Source organism: Xylanimonas allomyrinae, from assembly GCF_004135345.1.
Taxonomy (GTDB): domain Bacteria; phylum Actinomycetota; class Actinomycetes; order Actinomycetales; family Cellulomonadaceae; genus Xylanimonas; species Xylanimonas allomyrinae.
In genome coordinates, this window is the sequence record NZ_CP035495.1 from 2,537,338 (window position 1) to 2,556,745 (window position 19,408).

At 71.2% G+C, this 19,408-nt stretch carries 7 protein-coding genes; all 7 read right to left on the minus strand.

The window, feature by feature from the left end; all coding sequences use genetic code 11:
- Positions 1-25: 25 nt before the first annotated feature.
- The gene (locus tag ET495_RS17725) at positions 26-1,183 is read right to left on the minus strand and encodes a DUF7507 domain-containing protein (RefSeq protein ID WP_162616458.1); all 1,158 of its coding nucleotides are present in this window, start codon (positions 1,181-1,183) and stop codon (positions 26-28) included.
- The gene (locus ET495_RS11630; RefSeq protein ID WP_129204943.1) at positions 1,180-1,893 is read right to left on the minus strand and encodes a class F sortase; all 714 of its coding nucleotides are present in this window, start codon (positions 1,891-1,893) and stop codon (positions 1,180-1,182) included. Before ET495_RS11630 ends, ET495_RS17725 begins: the two co-directional genes overlap by 4 nt.
- 85 nt (positions 1,894-1,978) lie before the next feature.
- Entirely contained in the window at positions 1,979-3,349 is a 1,371-nt protein-coding gene (locus ET495_RS11635) for an AMP-binding protein (protein WP_162616459.1), read from the minus strand.
- The gene (locus tag ET495_RS11640) at positions 3,349-3,552 is read right to left on the minus strand and encodes a hypothetical protein (protein ID WP_129204945.1); all 204 of its coding nucleotides are present in this window, start codon (positions 3,550-3,552) and stop codon (positions 3,349-3,351) included. Before ET495_RS11640 ends, ET495_RS11635 begins: the two co-directional genes overlap by 1 nt.
- A gap of 64 nt (positions 3,553-3,616) precedes the next feature.
- The gene (locus ET495_RS18190) at positions 3,617-5,821 is read right to left on the minus strand and encodes a hypothetical protein (protein ID WP_211340835.1); all 2,205 of its coding nucleotides are present in this window, start codon (positions 5,819-5,821) and stop codon (positions 3,617-3,619) included.
- Positions 5,822-5,866: 45 nt separating this feature from the next.
- On the minus strand, positions 5,867-6,706 hold the full coding sequence (locus tag ET495_RS18195) for a hypothetical protein (RefSeq protein WP_211340836.1): 840 nt from the start codon (positions 6,704-6,706) through the stop codon (positions 5,867-5,869).
- Between the two features lie 949 nt (positions 6,707-7,655).
- Positions 7,656-18,989 (minus strand): Ig-like domain-containing protein, encoded by an 11,334-nt coding sequence (locus tag ET495_RS11660; RefSeq protein ID WP_162616461.1) that lies wholly within the window; start codon positions 18,987-18,989, stop codon positions 7,656-7,658.
- Positions 18,990-19,408: the final 419 nt, after the last annotated feature.

Consider the following 19,408-nt stretch of genomic DNA (forward strand, 5'->3'; position numbering starts at 1 on the left):
GGAACCCTGGCCTGACGGAACGGCTTCACGACACTCTCTCCCGTCTGCGGTCCGCGCGCCCAGGGGGCGGAGCCTGGACGCCGTCACGTCGCAGTCTTTCCCCCGGAGGCATCGGGGCCGCGACCGTGACGCATCGAGACGGGCCGGCGTCGCGCCTGGGCCGACCGCGCCGCGCGACCAGCCCGACCAGCCCGACCAGCCCGACCAACACGGCGAGCACGGCGAGCACGGCCGCCGGGCTGCCGAGCGCGGCCGGCCACGCGCGCCCGGCCACTGCGTGCCCGCCCGTCCCCGCGACCGCGCCGTCCTGCGGGGTCGGGGTCGCGGACGCCGCCGCGGGCGTGGGCACGCTCGCGGCAAGCCCGACGACGGCCTCGGACGCCCGGCCCTCGACCGGCTCGACCCCTGCGGGGCCCTCGGCCAGCACGACCCCGGCGCCCCGGACGGTCAGCGGGTCGCCGAGCGGAGGCTCGACGTCCACGACCCCGACGCACCGCGTGTCCTCGCCCGGCGCCAGCACCGCGGCGTCGCACGGGGCGTCCACGTCGACGACGCGCGCCCCCGCCGTCACCTGGAGCCGGGCGGCAAGACGGCGCAGCGTGACGTTGCCGTCGGCCGTGACGGCCACGGCGAACTCCACCCGTGCGCCCTCGCCGGCGTGCCCGGGCCGGTCCAGGACCGCTGCCGTCGTCCGCACGGCCAGCGACGGCACCTGGCGCGCCTCGACGGCCGCGACGGACTCGGCCTCCGCGCCCGCACCCGCGGCGGCGAACCGCACGACCACGACACCGTTGTCGAGATCGGCCTGCGCGACGTCGTACCCCACGGTGCACCGCGTCGACTCACCGTGACCGAGGGCGGCGGAACCGCACGCCGTCGCGGCCCCGAGCCGGCCGAGGGCCAGCTCCGGCCGGCTCTCGACGCGCAACCCCCGCACCGGGTCGGACCCGCGGTTCGTCACCACGACGTCGAAGCGGATCTCGTCGTCCGCGCTCGCGACGACGGCGGTGCCGGCGCCGTCGACACGGGCCGACACCGTCACTTCGAGGGGATCCTCCCCGCCCTCCCCGGCACTCGCCGCGGCCGGCAGCACGGCCGGCACCGCGGCGAGCGCCAGCACGGCCAGGCACGCTCCGCCGCCGGTCCACCGGCGCGGTCGCAGGGACGGGGGGCGCGGGATCACTCTGCCAAGGTGGCCTCGACCACCAGATTCTTCAGCGAGCGCCCGGCAGCGCGCTGCAAGCAGGTCACGAGCACGAGGCGCCCAGGCTGCGGCTCCCACAGGCGCGCCACCGACGGCAGCTGGGTCTTGGGGATGAGCTCGACCGCCGTCACGTGGTAGACGAGGTCGGAGACGCGCACCTCGTCGCCAGGTCCGACGGTCGCGATGCCCTGCGGGATGTTGATCAGGTAGTTGCCGGGCGCACGCCCGCCGCGCACCGAGTGGGTCGCCATGTAGACGGTGCCCTCGGAGGCGTGGTCGAGGTCGACGCCCATGTTGCGCACGAGGTACACGGACGTGAACCCCGGCGGCCGGATCATGCCGTCGACCTCGTTCATCTCGCCCAGCGGTGCGTCCAGGCCCACCTTGGGCACCTGGACCCGCATGCCGATGTCGTCGACCAGCTTCATCCGGGAGACCTCGCTCACGCTCGGGACGCTGCCCGGGTCGGCCACGACGAGGTGGCCGTCCATGTCGGGGAGCGGCTCACCGTGCGTCGACGGCGCGGTCGCCGCTACCAGCACCAGGGCGACCAGCGCCGCGGCGGAGACACCCGCCGGGCGCCACACCGGCCACCAGCGCCGCCGTCGGCGCACTGCGCCGTCCGACGCACCGGACGCCGGGGCGCTCGGCATGGTCGCGTCCGGCTGGACGTGACGGTGTCGGGGCACTTGCTCCTCCTCGGGTGAACACGCGCACACAGCGCCGGGCAGGCGCGCGGGCGTGGTCCGCGCCTCCTGCCCGGCGTGTGCCGCATCAGATGCCGACGTTGCTGTACTGCTCGCGCAGCTGCTTCTTGAGCACCTTGCCCGTCGCGTTCTTGGGCAGGGCCTCGACGACGAACACGTGGCGAGGAACCTTGAACCCGGCGACGTGCTTGCGCGCGAAGCCCTGGACCGTCTTCTGGTCGAGGCGGGCGCCGTCGCGGGGAACCACGACGGCGACGATGGCCTCCAGGTAGACGGGGTCGGCGACCCCGAACACGGCGACCTCGGCGACGTTCTCGTGGGCGAGGATCGCGTTCTCGACCTCGACCGTCGAGACGTTCTCGCCGCCGATGTTGATGGTGTCCTTGATCCGGTCCACGAAGTACAGGCGCCCGGTGGGTGCCCGGTACCCGACGTCGCCGGTGTGCAGCCAGCCGGAGCGGAAGAGCTGGCGGGTGGCGGCCTCGTCGTTGTAGTAGCCGAGCGAGGCGTGCGGCGACCGGAAGCAGATCTCCCCCAGCACGCCGTCGGCGACGGGCTTGTCCGCCTCGTCGAGGATCGCCATCTCCACGTTGAGCGCAGGGCGCCCGGCCGAGCCGGGGAACGCGATCTGGTCCTCGGGCGGCAGGATCGTGGCCAGCGGAGCCATCTCCGTCTGCCCGTAGTAGTTCCACAGCCGCACGTGCGGCAGGGCCTCGCGCAGCTGGCGCAGCACCTGCACCGGCATGGCCGACGCGCCGTAGTAGGCCTTCTTGACGCCGTCGAAGATCGCCGGGTCGAACTGGTCGGAGCCCAGGATCTCGATCCACTTGGTCGGCGTGGCGAAGATCTTCGAGACCTTGTACTGCTTGATCGCCTTGAAGACCTCGGCCGGTGCCCCGCTGCGCACGATCACGTTCGTCGCACCGATGTACAGGTCGGGGCCGAAGAACCCGTCCATCTGCCCCGTGTGGTACATCGGCATGAAGTGCAGGTCGACGTCGCCGCGCTCGTACTCGCCGTCGGCGACGACCGACGCGTACTGCCACAGCAGCGAGCGCGACGTCAGCACCACGGCCTTCGGGGTCGCCTCGGTGCCCGAGGTGAACATGTACCGCACCGGCTCGTCGTCCTCGACGTCGACCGGCTCGGGCGTGCCCTCCTCGGTCACCCACGCACCCAGATCACCCCACCCGGCCTCGGTGGCCTTCTGGTTGGGCTCGATCGCCAGACGCACGACGTCGCCACGCCCGGCCAGCTCGAGCGCCGCGGCGGCCGTCTCCGCCGACTGCCGGTCGGTCACGAACACCTTCGGGTTCACCAGCTCGATCAGCTTGGCGACCTCCTCGGAGGTGAAGAACGTGTTGACCGGGGCCAGCACCGCCCCCGCGCGGGCCATCGCCCACGGCAGAACCCCGAACTGCCAGCAGTTGCGGGACATCACCATGACGACCTGGCCCTTGCCGACCCCGCTGCCTGAGCGGACGCGGCGACGTTGTCGCACAGGACATCGAGCTGCTGGTAGGTGATCTTGGTGTCGCCGTCGATGATCGCGAGCGCGTCAGGGTAACGAACGGCAGTACGACGGGGAATGTCCCCGATGGACTGGCTACGCACCACACTCGGTGCCGTGAACTGGGCCATGGTGTTCCTTCTCGTGTGATCGGTCTTGCGAGTGCTGTGAAGCGGTCCGGACAACCGGCCGCGGTCAGGAGGTGACCTCGGCGTCGAGGAACTCGACCGTCGAGGGCTGCGCAGTCCCCAAGAGCCCGTAGTGGGTGCGGACCGTCACCGCCCGGATGGCGACATGCAAGGTCTCCCCGCTGCCCCACCACTGCGTGTCCCAGTCCGGGCCGACCGCGCGCAGCGCGGGCGCCCCGTCCCCCCCGCAGAAACGCACCACCGCGGTGAAAGTGCCGTCCCCCGGCGCCTCGACCACCGTCTCGGCCGCCAACGGCTCAGCCCACTCGAGCGAGGACAACGAGCTGAGGTTCTGCCCCCAGTCGCCGTGGCTCTCGTCGGCCACCCACGCCTCACCGTGCCCGCGGCCCGCGTCGAACTCACCCACGCACCGGCGCGCGACGTCCTGCGCACGCGCCTTGGCCTCGACGATCCCCTTCAGGTTCAGCCGCGGGATCGCGTTCGGGTCAGTCAGGTCGAAGATCAGATACGGATGCAGCGCCGACGTCTCCTCGTCCGTCACCGGCGCCTCGTCGTCGGCGCCGTCCGCCGGGACACGCACCGCATCCGCGGACAACGGAGCCTCCACGCTCACGGGCGCGTCCGCGACCGCCACCTCCAGGGCAACGGCCGGCACCACCTCGGGCGCCCCGGCCGCCGGCTCCGACACCACGTCGTCGTCCTCGTCGAGCGCCGGATCGGCGAACGGGTCCCAGACCTCCTCCTCGACCTGGCCGACGACGCCCCCGGCCCAGCCGGAAGCGGCCGACCCGACCGTCGGCAGCATCATCGTCGCGGCAGCCGGCGGGATCGACGGCGGCATCTCCCGGGCAGGTCCCGTCTCGCGCGCCCACCCCGGCATCGGCTCGATCTCGATCGGCTTGGACCGCACGATCCGCTCCGGCTCACGCGGCAACTCCGCGAACGGCTCGGCGACGGGCTCGGGCGCGGCTGCGGGCTGCTCGGATACGGCTGCAGGCTGCTCGGGTGCGGCTGCGGCGGCAGCGGGTGCCGTCAGGTCCGGCAGGTCCGGCAGGTCCGCGGGCGACAGGTGGCCGACCGGCTCGAGCGTGACGACGCGCAACGCTTCGGGCTCGGGCTCAGGTGCCGCAAGGGACGCGGCGGCAGGTTCGGGCTCGGGCTCGGGCTCGGGTTCGGGCTCGGGTTCGGGCTCGGGCTCGGGCTCGGGTTCGGGTTCGGGCTCGGGTTCGGGCTCGGGTTCGGGCTCGGGCTGCGGCTCCGGCTCCGGCTGCGGCTCCGGTTCGGGCTCGGGCTGCGGCTGCGGCTCCGGTTCGGGCTCGGGCTGCGGCTCGGGCTCCGGCTGCGGCTCGGGCTCGGGCTCCGGCTGCGGCTCCGGTTCGGGTTCGGGCGCAGGCTGCGGCTCCGGCGTCGGCGGCTGCTCCTTGTCGGCAGCCGACGTCGGTGCGGCCTCCGGCTTCCCGGACCCCGCGAGCCAGCGTCCTGCGGCGTCGTCACCGAGAGCCATCGCCAGCAGGTGGCGGGCCATCGTGCGCTCCAGAGCGCGCAGGTCCGACACGATGCGCCGGCACCGCTCGCACGACTGCACGTGCTCACGCAGAGCCTTCGCAGCGGCCGGCTCCGGGCGCTCACCCTTGGCGAGCCGAGCCACCAGCTCGACCGACGTCCGGCACGCACCCAGGTTCGTCTCACCCTCGAGCCGGGACTTGAGCCACGACGTACGCAACACGCTGCGCGCCTTCGCGAAGCGTGCGTCCAGCGACTCCACCTCGGTGCCCAGGTGCGTCGAGGCCTCCGCCGACGACACCCCCTCGACGTCGTGGTACCAGATCGCCTCACGCACCAAGCCGGGCAGCGCCACGAAGAGCTTCTCGACCGGCGCACCACCGGGCCGGTCGTCGCTCGCAGGCCGCTCCTTCGGCGAGCCGTCCGCACGCTGCAGCAGCGTGTACAGGAAGAGCCTCAGGTCATACCCCGCCGGGCCGTTCCCGCCGCGCACCGCACGCCACAGCTGTGTCCCCACGGCATCGAGAGGCACTTCCCGCCCCTCCACGCCGGCGCTCAGCGCCGCCCAGGCGCGCCGGACCGCCGGCTGCGTCCGCTCCCACAGCCAGGCGAACGCGGTCTCGTCGCCTGAAGCGGCTCGCTGGACGAGCTCCGCGTCACCCGGTGCGCGAGGGAACCCTGCAGGCGCCTCAGCCACGGTCTCCGCCGTCATCTCGCGTTCCTCTCTCGCCGTGAGCAGCGCGCTCACCTTGTGACGGTCCTTGCCTGTTCGATCGGTCGTGCGCCGCATCGACTACTCCTCCTCACCAAGGAGCGCGGTGAGCCAGTCGTCGTCGTCCTGCCCGGCCGACGTGCCGTCCTCCGTCGACGAAGCCGCCACCTCAGGTGCGGAGCGGGCCGGGGCGGGCGGCTCCGCCGCGCCGTCGAACTCGTCGGAGAGGTCCAGGACGTCAACGCCGAGGTCATCGAGCCAGTCGAGACCCGACTCCGTGACGCCCGCGTCCGCCGAGAGCACCGGCGCCGCACCGACGGCGACGTCGGCGTCCACGCTCGCGTCGGCGGCATCCTCGTCGTCGGCGCCCCACAGGTCCGCCAGCCAGTCGTCGCCCGGGTCGAGCCCCGGGTCGTCGCCGGCCACGGAGGGCTGCACCGTCTCGGCCTGCTCCTCCGCGGGCTCCGCGTGCTCTTCCACGACCTCGACGTCGGCCGACACGGTAGGTGCCGCCTCCGCGGCCACCTCGTCGAGCACGCCCTGCGCCGCCTCCCCGTCCGGGGCGGCCGACTGCGCGACCGACGGCCACTTCGGCTGGAAGACGGGCGCAGCCGCGACGGCCGCGACGTCGACCAGCGGTTCGGGCTCGGGCTCGGGCTCGGGCTCGGGCTCGGGCTCGGGCTCGGCCTCGGGCTCGGCCTCGGCCTCGGGCTCAGGTTCGGCCTCGGGCTCGGGCTCGGGCTCGGCCTCGGCCTCGGGCTCGGGCTCGGGCTCGAGCGCCGACTCAGGCTCAGCCTCGACCTCGGGCTCGACCTCGGGCTCAAGCTCGGGCGTGATCTCCAGGTCGACGTCCGGATCGACGCCGAACGTCTCCTCCGGACCCTCGAACGGGAAGTCCAGCCCGACGCCGGAACCGGACACGTCGAGAGCGGGCGCGTCGAGGATGGCCCCGCCGCCGGCACCTCGGCCTGGCCGCGCCGCAGCCTGCGGTAACGCGCGATCGCGACCCCAGCCGACGCGACAGCGATCGCCGCGAGCGCACCGAGCACGACAGGCCGCCAGCCTCCCATGACGCCTCCAGATCCCGACAAGCTCGTCTGTTCCGCGGTGACGACGCCGAGCACGCAGCGCGCGTCAGCGCCGCCCGTGACCGCGCTCGCTCTCCACGGCTCCGTCTCGCCCGCCGCAGCGGTCGCGACCGCCTGTGTCCGGCCGACGACGGTGCCTTCCGCGGTCGCGAAGAACACGTCGATGTCGAACGCGAGATCGCCCCGCGTCGGGTTCGTGACCCGGCCCTTGGCGACATATGACTCGCCTTCGGCGCCGCACGAGTCGATCGTCACGTACTCCCGCGCCTGCTCTCCGGCGCCCGACTGCTCAGGCGAAGCCGCCGGCGCGGGCGTCTCGGCCGGCGCGGGCGTGTCCGCCGGCGCGGGCGTCGTCGGCTCGTGCGCGACGCGCGCCGCCGACCTGCCGGCGAGTTCCAATGTGGCCGCCGAGCTCGTGCTGGCACCGAGTCCAGTGCCGAGCACGGCTACGAGGCCGGCCACAGCGAAGAATCGCCTCACGTTGTGCGTCCTTGTCGAATTCGGGCGCTCGCGCGCCGCTCCCCCCGCCCCCGCATCTGCGGCAGGGGGGCGACTCCGGACTGAGTGTGGCCCGTCGGAACCGCGGACCGGCCGACGTGTCGCACGCAGGCCAAGCGGCGTCGCGGTCCGTCCCTTCGGCGCCCGTGCGCTGCACCCGGAAGCATGCCTGACCTGCGGTCCGGCGCCGTCTCCGGGCGTGAAGAAGGCTCGGGCCCCTCCCCGTGGGGAGGGGGCCCGAGCCCGTTCAGACGGTCATCCGGACCTTCCGGTGACCGTGTGGGTCAGCGAACTGCCCAGCGGCGCTTGCGGATCACCGTGGCCTCGCCGAGCACGCCCGGCAGGGTCGTCCCCGCCGGAGCCTGGCTCGGCGCGGGAGCGGACCCGCCGGCACCACCGGTGCCGAACGACGGACCGCGGCCCGTGGTCCGCGAACCCGGCCAGGAGTCGGCGTCCCGGTAGTCCGGGATGCCGTCACCGTCGGTGTCGCCCTGGCCCTCGTTGGCGTCGGGAACCCCGTCGCCGTCCGAGTCGGTGTCCTGGTAGTCCGGGACTCCGTCGCCGTCGGTGTCACCCTGACCCTCGTTGGCGTCGGGGATGCCGTCGCCGTCCGAGTCGGGGTCCTGGTAGTTCGGCTTGCCGTCACCATCAGGGTCACCGGTGCCCTCGTTGGCGTCGGGGATGCCGTCGCCGTCCGAGTCGGTGTCCTGGTAGTTCGGCTTGCCGTCACCATCAGGGTCACCCGTGCCCTCGTCCGCGTCGGGGATCCCGTCGCCGTCCGAGTCGGTGTCCTGGTAGTTCGGCTTGCCGTCACCATCAGGGTCACCCGTGCCCTCGTCCGCGTCGGGGATCCCGTCGCCGTCCGAGTCGGTGTCCTGGTAGTTCGGGATGCCGTCACCATCAGGGTCACCCGTGCCCTCGTCCGCGTCGGGGATCCCGTCGCCGTCCGAGTCGGTGTCCTGGAAGTTCGGGATGCCGTCACCATCAGGGTCACCCGTGCCCTCGTCCGCGTCGGGGATCCCGTCGCCGTCCGAGTCGGTGTCCCGGTAGTCCGGGATGCCGTCACCATCGGTGTCGCCATCACCCTCGATCACGTCGGGGATGCCGTCACCATCGGTGTCCTGGGCGTCGTTGTCCTTGTAGTCCGGGATTCCGTCGCCGTCCTTGTCGCCAGTCCCTTCCTGCCGGTCGGGGATGCCGTCGCCGTCGGAGTCGGTGTCCTTGTAGTCCGGGATGCCGTCACCATCGGTGTCGCCGTTCCCTTCCTGCCGGTCGGGGATGCCGTCGCCGTCGGAGTCGGTGTCCAGGTAGTCCGGAACGCCGTCACCATCGGTGTCGCCGGTGCCCTCGACGCGGTCGGGGATGCCGTCGTTGTCCGAGTCGGTGTCCTGGAAGTTCGGGATGCCGTCGTTGTCGGCGTCACCCGAGCCCTCGGTCCGGTCCGGGATGCCGTCACCATCGGAGTCGGTGTCCAGGTAGTCCGGAACGCCGTCACCATCGGTGTCGCCATCACCCTCGATGCGGTCAGGGATGCCGTCACCATCGGAGTCGGTGTCCTGGTAGTCCGGAACGCCGTCACCATCGGTGTCGCCATCACCCTCGTCGACATCCGGGATGCCGTCACCATCGGAGTCGGGATCCTGGTAGTCCGGGATACCGTCACCATCGGTGTCGCCATCACCCTCGTCGACATCCGGGATGCCGTCACCATCGGAGTCGGGATCCTGGTAGTCCGGGATACCGTCACCATCGGTGTCGCCATCACCCTCGTCGACATCCGGGATGCCGTCACCATCGGAGTCGGGGTCCTGGTAGTCCGGGATACCGTCACCATCGGTGTCGCCATCACCCTCGTCGACATCCGGGATGCCGTCACCGTCGGAGTCGTCGGTCGCGGCCCGCGTGGGGATCACGACCGAGGACGCCGCGGTGTTGACCGAGCGGCCCACGGCAGCGGGCGCCTGAAGCGTCGCCGTCGCGGTGTTGACGATCTGACCGGCCGCGAGATCCGCCTGGGTGACCTGGTAGGTCGCCGTGCAGGCGAGGTTCTCTCCCGGCGCGATCGCCTGGGTCGCCGGGCAATCGACCGCGGACAGGCCCGCGAGCGGGTCGGAGACCTGCGGCCTCGTGAGGGTGACACCACCGGTGTTGTACAGCGTGAACACGTACGTCACCGTGTCGCCCACCCTGTTGGCCCGCGCGACGACGGTCGGCTGACCGTTGACGGTGCGGGTCACCTTGGCCGACTTCACCAGCTTGGCACCGACCGAGACGCCGCTCACCGTGACGCTGTCGTCGCTACGGTTCGAGGTGACCTTGGTCACCGTCACACCGTCTGCGGCGTGGGCGTCGCCGGTCACGACGGCCGCGACCGTCACCGTGCCGTTGTCGAGGTCGACCTGCGTGACGTCGTAGATCGCCGAGCAGGTGACCGCCGCGCCGGGAGCGAGCTCCCACGACGGGCACGCGATGTCGGACAGGCCGTCCGCGTGACCGAGCGGGAACGACGGGGCGATGGTCAGACCGCTCACCGTCTCGTCGCCGGTGTTCGTCACCGTGAAGGTGACCTTCACCGTGTCGTACACCGAGTCGATGCTCGCAGCCGTCGCGCCGTTGGCGTCCTTGGCCACCGCGTCCACGGTCACGTGCAAGCCGGGGTGACCCGCCTCGCCCAGGACCAACGCGGTCGCCTTGTCGGACACGTTGCCAGCGGCGTCCGTTGCGGTCGCGGAGACCTCCTCGCCCGGCGTGAGAGCCCGGTTCGGGGTGATCGACCACTCACCGTCCTCGTCGGCCGTGACCGTGCCGAGAACCTTGCCCGTGGCGTCCTTGAGGACGACCTTCGAACCAGGCTCGGCCGTCCCACGGACCACGCTGCCGTTGCCGGGGTTCACCACCGGGGCATCGGGAGCGAGGCTGTCCGTCGTGACGGTCGTCGCCGGGGAGGTGTTGCCTGCCTTGTCCGTCGCCGTCACGTCCAGAACGGTGTCGTTCGGGGCATCGGGGTCGACGTCGCAGGTGAACTTGCCGGCAGTGTTGACCTTCGCGGTGCACAGCACCTCTCCGGTCCCACGGTCGGTCACCGTCACGGTCGAGCCAGGCTCAGCCGTGCCCGTGACCTTGTCACCCTGGGTGGGTGCCACCGTCGGCGCGGCCGGCGCCGAGGCGTCGACTGTCACATCGGTGGCCGGGGACTCGTTGCCGGCCGGGTCGGTCGCCGTCACCTCGACGGTGGCGCCGTCCTCGATGGCCGGGTTCGGCGTGCAGGTGAACGTACCCTGCGCGTCGGCCGTCGCCTTGCACAGCAGGTCGCCGGTCGACGGGTCGGTCACCGTCACGGTCGAGCCAGGCTCGGCCTTGCCCGTGACCTTCTCGCCGTTGCTCGGGTCGACGACCGGTGCCGCGGGGGCCGTGGAGTCCACGGTCACCTCGGTCGGGCGCGACTCGTTGCCGGCCGGGTCGGTGGCCGTCACCTCGACGGTCACCCCGTCGGCGATCGGCTCGTCCGGCGTGCAGGTGAACCTGCCCGTCGTCGCGTTGGCCTTCGCCGTGCACAGCACGTCGCCGGTCTCAGGGTCCGTCACCGTCACGGTCGAGCCAGGCTCGGCCTTGCCGGTGAACGAGGCCCCGTCGCTCGGGTTGACCTGCGGCTTGCCCGGCGCCTTGGAGTCCGTGGTGAACTCCGTCGGGTCCGAGACGTTGCCCGCGGGATCGGTCGCCGTTGCCTCGAGCTGCGTCCCGTTCGGGACGGCAGGGTTGATGGCGCAGGAGAACTTGCCCGCAGAGGTCGCCGTCGCCGTGCACAGCACGTCGCCGGTCTCCGGGTCGGTGACCGTCACGGTCGAGCCGGCCTCGGCCGACCCCGTCACCTTGTCACCCTTCGACGGGTTGACCACCGGGGCGTCCGGAGCCGTCGCGTCGATCACCTTCGTGGTCTCGCCCGACTCGTTCCCGGTCTTGTCCGTCTCGGTGACCGTGATCTCGTCGCCGTCCTCCGGCGTCGGCTGCGGCGTGCACGACCAGGTCTTGTCGGCCTGGACCGTCGCGGTGCAGAGGGTCGTGCCCTCGTCGTCCGTGACGGTGATCTTGTCGCCCGGCGTCTCGCCGGTGCCACCCACGTTCGACCCGTTCGACGGGTCCACCACCGGGGAGCCCGGAGCCGAACCGTCGACGGTCACCTCGGTCGGGTTCGACACGTTGCCCGCCGGGTCGGTGGCCGTCACGTCGACGGTCGTCCCGTCGGCGATCGGGTCCTCCGGCGTGCAGGTGAAGTTGCCCCGCGAGTCGGCCTTCGCCGTGCACAGCACGACGTCGGTCTCCGGGTCGGTCACCTTCACGGTCGAGTCGGGCTCGGCCACGCCGGTCACCTTGTCACCGTTGGTCGGGTCGACCTTGGGCGCCTTCGGCGCCGTGGCGTCGACCGTCACCGTGGTCGAGTCCGACACGTTCCCCGTGGGGTCCGTCTCGGTCACGGTGAGCTCCGCGCCGTCACCCGGGGTCGGGAGCGGCGTGCAGGACCAGGTGCCGTCGGCCTTGACCTTGGCGGTGCACAGCGTGGTGTCGTCCGACTTCACCGTGATGGTGTCGCCAGGAGTCTCACCGGTGCCCGTGACGGTCTTGCCGTTCGTCGGGTTCACCTCCGGGGCCGCCGGCGCCGAGGCGTCGATGGTCACGTCGGTGGCCGGGGACTTGTTGCCGGCCGGGTCGGTCGCCGTCACCTCGACGGTGGCGCCGTCCTCGATGGCCGGGTCAGGCTCACAGGTGAACTTGCCCTGTGCGTCGGCCTTCGCCGTGCACAGCACGTCGCCGGTCTCCGGGTCGGTCACCTTCACGGTCGAGTTGGGCTCGGCCGAACCGGTCACCTCGCCACCGTTCGACGGGTCGACCACCGGGGCCTTGGGGGCCGCGGAGTCCACGGTCACCTCGGTCGGTGCCGACTCGTTCCCGGCAGCGTCCTTCGCCGTCACCTCGACGGTGGCCCCGTCGGCGATCGGCTCGTCCGGCGTGCAGGTGAACTTGCCCGTCGTCGCGTTGGCCTTCGCCGTGCACAGCTCCGCACCCGTCGCCGGGTCGGTCACCGTCACGGTCGAGCCAGGCTCGGCCTTGCCCGTGACCTTGGAGCCGTCGGTCGGGTCGACCACCGGCTTGCCGGGCGCCTTGGCGTCCACCGTCACCTGCGTGGCAGGCGAGGTGTTGCCGCTGGCGTCGGACTCCGTCACGGACAGCGTGGTGCCGTCCGTGGGCGTCGGCGACGGGTTGCAGCCCCACGTTCCGTCGGACTTGACCTTGGCGGTGCACAGCACCGAGTCGCCCGACATCACCGTGATGGTGTCGCCCGCGGTCTCGCCGGTACCCGTGACGGTCTTGCCGTTCGTCGGGTTGACCGCCGGAGCCGCCGGAGCCGCCGTGTCCACGGTCACCTCGGTGGCCGGGGACTCGTTGCCCGTCGGGTCGGTCGCCGTGACCTCGAGGTTCGTGCCGTCCTCCGTGACGTCGGGCACCAGGTCACACGTGAACCTGCCCGTCGTCGCGTCGGCCTTCGCCGTGCACAGCACGTCGCCGGTCTCCGGGTCGGTCACCTTCACGGTCGAGTTGGGCTCGGCCGAACCGGTCACCTCGCCACCGTTCGACGGGTCGACGACCGGGGCCTTGGGGGCCGCGGAGTCCACGGTCACCTCGGTCGGTGCCGACTCGTTCCCGGCAGCGTCCTTCGCCGTCACCTCGACGGTCGTCCCGTCGGCGATCGGCTCGTCCGGCGTGCAGGTGAACTTGCCCGTCAGGTCGGCCTTGACGGTGCACAGCTCCGCACCCGTCGCCGGGTCGGTCACCGTCACGGTCGAGCCAGGCTCGGCCTTGCCCGTGACCTTGGAGCCGTCGGTCGGGTCGACCACCGGCTTGCCGGGCACCTTGGCGTCCACCGTCACCTGCGTGGCAGGCGACTCGTTGCCCGTCGGGTCCGTCTCCGTGACCGACAGCTTGGTGCCGTCAGCGGGAGCGGGGGCCGGCGTGCAGGACCACGAACCGTCGGACTGGACCTTGGCGGTGCACAGCACCGAGTCGCCCGACTTCACCGTGATGGTGTCGCCCGCAGTCTCACCGGTACCCGTGACGGTCTTGCCGTTCGTCGGGTTCACCACCGGCGCCGAAGGCGCGGTGGCATCGGTGAAGCTGATCGTCACCGACTTCGACGGAACGGCGGCGCCGTTCAGCCGGAACGAGACGACACCCGTGCCCTCCACCAGCGAGCCAACCGTGGCGGTGTAGGTGCCGTCACCGTTGTCCGTGGTGCTCGAGACCGAGCCCTCGCCGTCGACGACGTAGATCTCCACGTCGCCGCCCGACGTCGTCAGGGCGTGCCCCTGAGCGTCGCGAAGACGGACCGTGACGGTCGACTTCGCAGTCCCGCCCGCGCGCACCGAGGTCGGCGCGGCGGTCAGGTCGGACATCGACCCCACAGGAGCGCCCGTCACGAAGACGACGTCCTGCTCCTGGCCGATCTGCGAGGTGCCGGTCTTGGCCGTCACCGGGTACGACGGGTCCGCCGTCGTGTTGGGCGTGGTCGAGGTGATCAGCGCCGTGTAGGTGCCCGGGTGTGCCGGGTCCTCGACGACCTGACCGATCTTGACGACGTTTCCGGCGCTCGAAGAGACCGAGAGCTGGCTGGCGACGCCGGACACCGGGTTGCCGCTGCCGTCCTTCGCCACGATCGTCGCGGTCCACGACGCCCGGCCGTCTGCGACGACAGTCGCGGAACCGTCGGTCGTCGCGACCGAGAAGGTCGACTTCGACGCGTCGACGTTCCCGGCGACGAACTCCAGGGTGGAGTCGGCACCGACCTGGGTCGAGCCCAGGTAGGCACCCACGCCCGCGTAGCTGCCGGCGGCCTTCGAGGTGAAGGTGACCGTCGCCTTGCCCTTGTCGTCCGTGACGACCGTGACCGTCCCGGCTCCTGCGTCACGCGTGAGCGTGCGGCTGGACGAGTCCGTGACCGTGACCTCCGCCGGGACCTTGATGGTCACGGTGGTGTACGGCACCGGGTTCGACGTCGCGTCGTTGGCCTGGAACGTGCCCGTGTAGGCCTCGATTCCGTCAGCCTTCTTCGGGCCCGCGCCGGTGACCTGCCACGTCGACTTCGTCGCGTCGGCGGCGCCGACGGCGAAGAGCGCGTCCGTCGCACCCGCGGCACCCGTCAGGTTGCCCGCGGCGACGCGAGCGGTGACCGCGTACCTTCCGGCCGTCGCCGAGGCGATCGGAGCGGTGGCCACGCCGTTGGCGTCGGTCTGGACGTCGATCGCCTGCGCACCGTTGGAGAAGTGCGCCGGGCTCACGACGTTGAACGTGACGCGCTCACCGGAGACCGGGTTGCCGCTCGCGTCCTTGATCGTCGCCGTCACCGTGTGCGTCGCCGTGTCGTCGGCGGCGACCTGACCCGAGCTCACCGAGTAGCCCGAGGTCTGGACCGAGACCGGACCCGAGACGAACTCGTACGACAGGCTCGCAGGGTTGATCTGCTTGTCGTCGCCACCCACCGTCACGAAGGCCGAGCCGGTGTACTGGCCCTTCTTGGTCGAGGTCAGCTCGACGGTGTACACACCGGGCTGACCGCTGACGGCCACCGGCGCGCTCGCCTTGACATCCGACGACGACGGCGTGACCTTGACCGCACCCGCGACCGGGTTCCCGTTGGCGTCCACCAGGTGGATCGTCGCGGTCACCGAGTCCTTTCCGTCAGCGGTCGCCGGCGAACCCGCCAGCTCCCACTTCGTGCCCGAGTTGGTCACGTCGGGGTCGGTGCCGACGAACACGAGGTTCGTCTCGGAGTCGACCTGGCTGCCGCCCAGTGCCGCGCTCACCGGGTAGCCCGGCGACGCGTTGGCCTTGAGCGTCACGAAGGACACCGTGACGGTGCCGTCGCTCCCCGTGGTGACCGTCACGGTCCCGCCGCTGTTGGCGAGCAGGTGGTCGCCCGCGTCACGGGTCTGGACATCGCTCGGGACGCGGATCGTGACCGAGGTTCCCGGCACGAGGTTGCCCTTGGCGTCCTTCGCCGTGAACTTCCCGGTGTACGCGTCCTTGCCGTCGGCCTTCTTCGGGGCCGATCCCGTGACCACCCAGTCGGAGTTGGCCGCAACCGCGACGCCCTCCTTGTACGTGGCGGTGTTGAGCGGGTTGTTCGACCCGTCCTTGACGATCGGGACGGACGTCCCGCCGATGGTCGCGGTCACCGCGTAGGTGCCGGCGGTGTCCGAGGACACCGTGGCCTTCGCGATGCCGTTCGCGTCGGTCGTGACCTGGCAGGTGGTGCCAGAGCACGAACCGGTGAAGTGCAGGCCGGTCGCGGCGGTGAGCTGAACGGTCTCACCGGCCTTGGCCGCGTTGCCGTTGGCGTCCTTGACGGTCACCGTCACGTCGTGCGTGCCGCCAACCTCGACGGCACCCGTCGTGACCTGGATCGTCGACTGCGCGGCCGAAGCGGGGCCCGCCTCGAAGACCACGTTCTGCGGCGAGGTGCTGACGGTCTTGAAGGTGCCGTTCGACATCACCTGGACCGAGACCGGGTACGTGCCGGACTTGGTCGACTTCAGGGTCGCCGTGTAGGTGCCAGGCGTGCTCGACTGCGTGACGGTGGAAACCTGCACGGCAGAGTCGGTGTCGATCCTGAACGACGCCGCGGGGAGGTCCTTGACAGGAAGATCCCCGGAGTCGCGCAGTGTGATCTGCACCGTCGCCGTGTCCTGGCCGTCGGCAGTCGCGGGCGAGTCCAGCAGGACCCACTTGGTGTTCGGGTTGTTCGTGTCCGGTTCGGTGGACTCGAACTGGAGGATCTCGGCGTCGCCGACGCGATCGGCCGAGTTCACGAACGCACCGACGGAGTAGCTGCCGCCGGCCGTCGTGGTGTAGGTGATGACGACCTTGCCGTCAGCGCCGGCGGTCACCGTCTGGCCGTCGGTCACGGCCGAGCCGTTGACCTTGGCCGTCAGCCCCGCGGGCACGGTCAGCTTGACGGGTGCGCTGGGCACCGCCACACCGTGCGCGTCGTTGACGGTCACGGTGCCGGTGTACGCGTCCTTGCCCGAGGCAGGAAGCTTCGTGGTCGCGTTGTCCGGGGTGATGACGAAGGTCGACTTCGCCGCGGACGGTGCTCCCACCGTGAAGGTCGCCGTGTCGTTCAGCAGCTTGCTGACGGCGTTCGCGCCGATGCTGGCAGTGATCGTGAAGGAACCCGGCTTGTCGGAGACGACAGCAGCCGTCCCGCGACCGTTCGCATCGGTCTGCACCGTCGCGCTCGGGGCCGTGGTGCCGTCGGCGAGCTTGATGAGCGCACCGTTCGGAGCCGTCAGGGTGACCTGACCGGGCACCGGGTGGCCGCTCGCATCCGCCGTCGTGACGGTCACCGGCACGCCCGCGGCCACGTCCGTGGTCACCGCGGTGGGCGAGACGTCGAAGGACGAGTGGGCGGCGTCTGCCGCACCGGCGGTGAAGCTCACCGTCTTCGCGGGCAGGATCTCCGCCGGGGAGCCGCGCACCGTGACGACGGCCTTGACGGCGCCGTTGACGACGACCTTGGACGACTTCATCTTGATCGTGTAGGTGCCGTCGCCGTTGTCGACGGTCGGGGAGACCGACGTGACGTCGGAAGGAACCTGGAGCGCGACCGTCGCACCCGGGACAGCGTGCTCCTGGGTGTCCTTGACCGTCACGGTCGCGGTGATCTCCTCGGTGCCGTCGGCGGCCGCCGAGACCTTGTCGACCACCCAGGACGACTTGGTCACGTCAGGGTCGCTCACCGTGAACGACACCGTCTTGTCGATGCCGACCTTGGTGGGCGTGCCGCTCATGTCGAGGAAGGCCTGCACCGTCCCGTTCGTGATGACGTCGTTCGACGTCAGCTTGAACGTGTACGAGCCGCCGCCGGCGTCCACCGGACCCGTGACGCTCACGCCCGCAGGAACCTTGAGCGAGACGGAGTCAGCGAGGCCCGCGATCCCACCGTTGGCGTCCTGGACCAGCACGGTCGCGGTCACCGCGTCCGTACCGTTGGCGATCGCCGTCGTCTTGTCGAGCGTGAGCGTCGACTTCGACGGGTCGGGCGAAGCGATCCGGAACGTGGTGCTCGCCGGGTCGGACGTCATGTAGAAGCCCGAGTCCCGTTCCGTCTGCTCGGCCGTCAGGACGTACGTCCCCGCGGCCAGGGCAGGCGTCAGGTCCCACGACCACTTGCCGTCGGCGCCGACGATGACGCTCGCGTCAGCGCCGTAGCCGTTGAGCAGGATCGTGTTGCCGTTCTTGATGGTGATCGAGTCGCCGGGGACACCGGTGCCGGAGATCGTGGGCGTCGTGTCCGCAACCGTCGACTGGCTCGCGGGCGACGTGATGGTCGGCGCAGCCGGACGCTGGAGGTCGAACTTGTAGAACTGCGTGGCCAGGACCTGTGCCTGGTCGACCGCACCGGCAGCCGCAGCCGCGTCCGGGTAGGACGGGCAGGGGCGGTTCGCCTGGGTCGAGGTCACGGTGGCGGGGTCGTGCGCCTCGGGCCACACCAACAGCTTGTAGTAGCCGGTGTCAGACGGGTCGTCCGCAGCCTTGACCTGGTTGAAGTCGATCGATCCGTCAGCCTTCATCGCCCCGTTCGGGGTGAGACCGGGCTGCCCGTGGTTGACGAACCCGCTCGGCTGCATGCCGTAGCCGGTCTGCGTGGCGTTGACCACGCGGTAGGCGGCGCTTCCGAGCTGGTTCGGGGTGATGCCCGTGACGTGCACCGGAGCGGTGTTGATCGCCGTGATCGGTGAGTTGTCCTGATACACCCACTCGTACCAGAACGAGTCGCTGACCGAGCAGTTCGGTCCCGACAGGGTGCCGTTGGCCGGGTTGAATGCGGGGTTCTTGATCTCGACGCCGTAGGTGTTCGGCCCGAGGATGCCGGCCCCGGGGTTGCCCCCGATGCCGCCGAAGTTGATCCCGTAGTCAAGCGTCGTGCCCCAGTTCACCTGGCTCGACGGGTTCAGCGCGTACGAGCCGTCGAACGGGGTCGGGATGACCGGCCCGCTGACGTTCTCAGCCCTCGGGGTCGACGAGAAGTACGTCGTCGGGACGTTGTAGGACGTCGGCGTGCTGGACGCCTGGCCGTTGTTCCACAGCGTGAAGCGCAGGCCCAGCGGCCCCTGCACGCCGCCCGGGTCGGAGTAGTCGTACATCGACGGCGCACCCATGTCGCCCTCGAGCGACATCACCAGGTAGTCGTACGCACCCGACTTGATGACCTTGTGGACGGTCCACGCCTGGCCCGTGTTCTGCGCCTCGAGCTGTGCCCCCTGAGCGCCTCCGGACAAGGTGTTGATGTACACCATGTCCATGTTGGGCGTCGGGCCACCCTGGAAGGCGAACTCCACACGCAGGTGGGTCGTGTTCCAGTCGCTGGTTCCGCCCGGGTTGGCGTTGAGGTTGACCGAGTCCGCCGGAACCTGAAGGACCAGGTCGATGCGAATCTCGTCGTCCTGCTGGTCGACGAGTGTATTGGCCAGCAGCGTCTGCACCTGTGGTGCATTCGTCGCCGCCGACGCGGTGGTGGGGGTTACCCCGACGAGGAACGAGGCTGTGATGACGGCCGCAGCCGACACCAGCCCCGTTATCCGTCGAGGCACCGGCGTTCGCCCGCCGGCGCGTTGACGAGAGGTTCTCACGTCACTCCTTCGATTGGACAGACCCGCCGCACGCACACGACAGGCGCGGCTAGTTTGTCCGCGGAACACAAACGAACATGACGTGCTGACACCGCCAGAGCAGGGCATGTCGCGCCTAGCCCATCTCGCTCCCGCGCCACATGGGCTATAGGCCAGCAGGGCGATCCGGGGCGCCGTCCGCCCGCGCACGGTCCTGCGCACGGCTCGGGTCTCGACCGCTCCCGACGACTGCCCGCGGCGCGGGGCGGTGGCGCCCACCGTGCACGCCGTCGCGCGACCGGGCGGCACCAGCGACCACCCGCGGGCACGACAAGGCGCCCGGCCCGAGCATCCGCTCGAACCGGGCGCCGTGTATC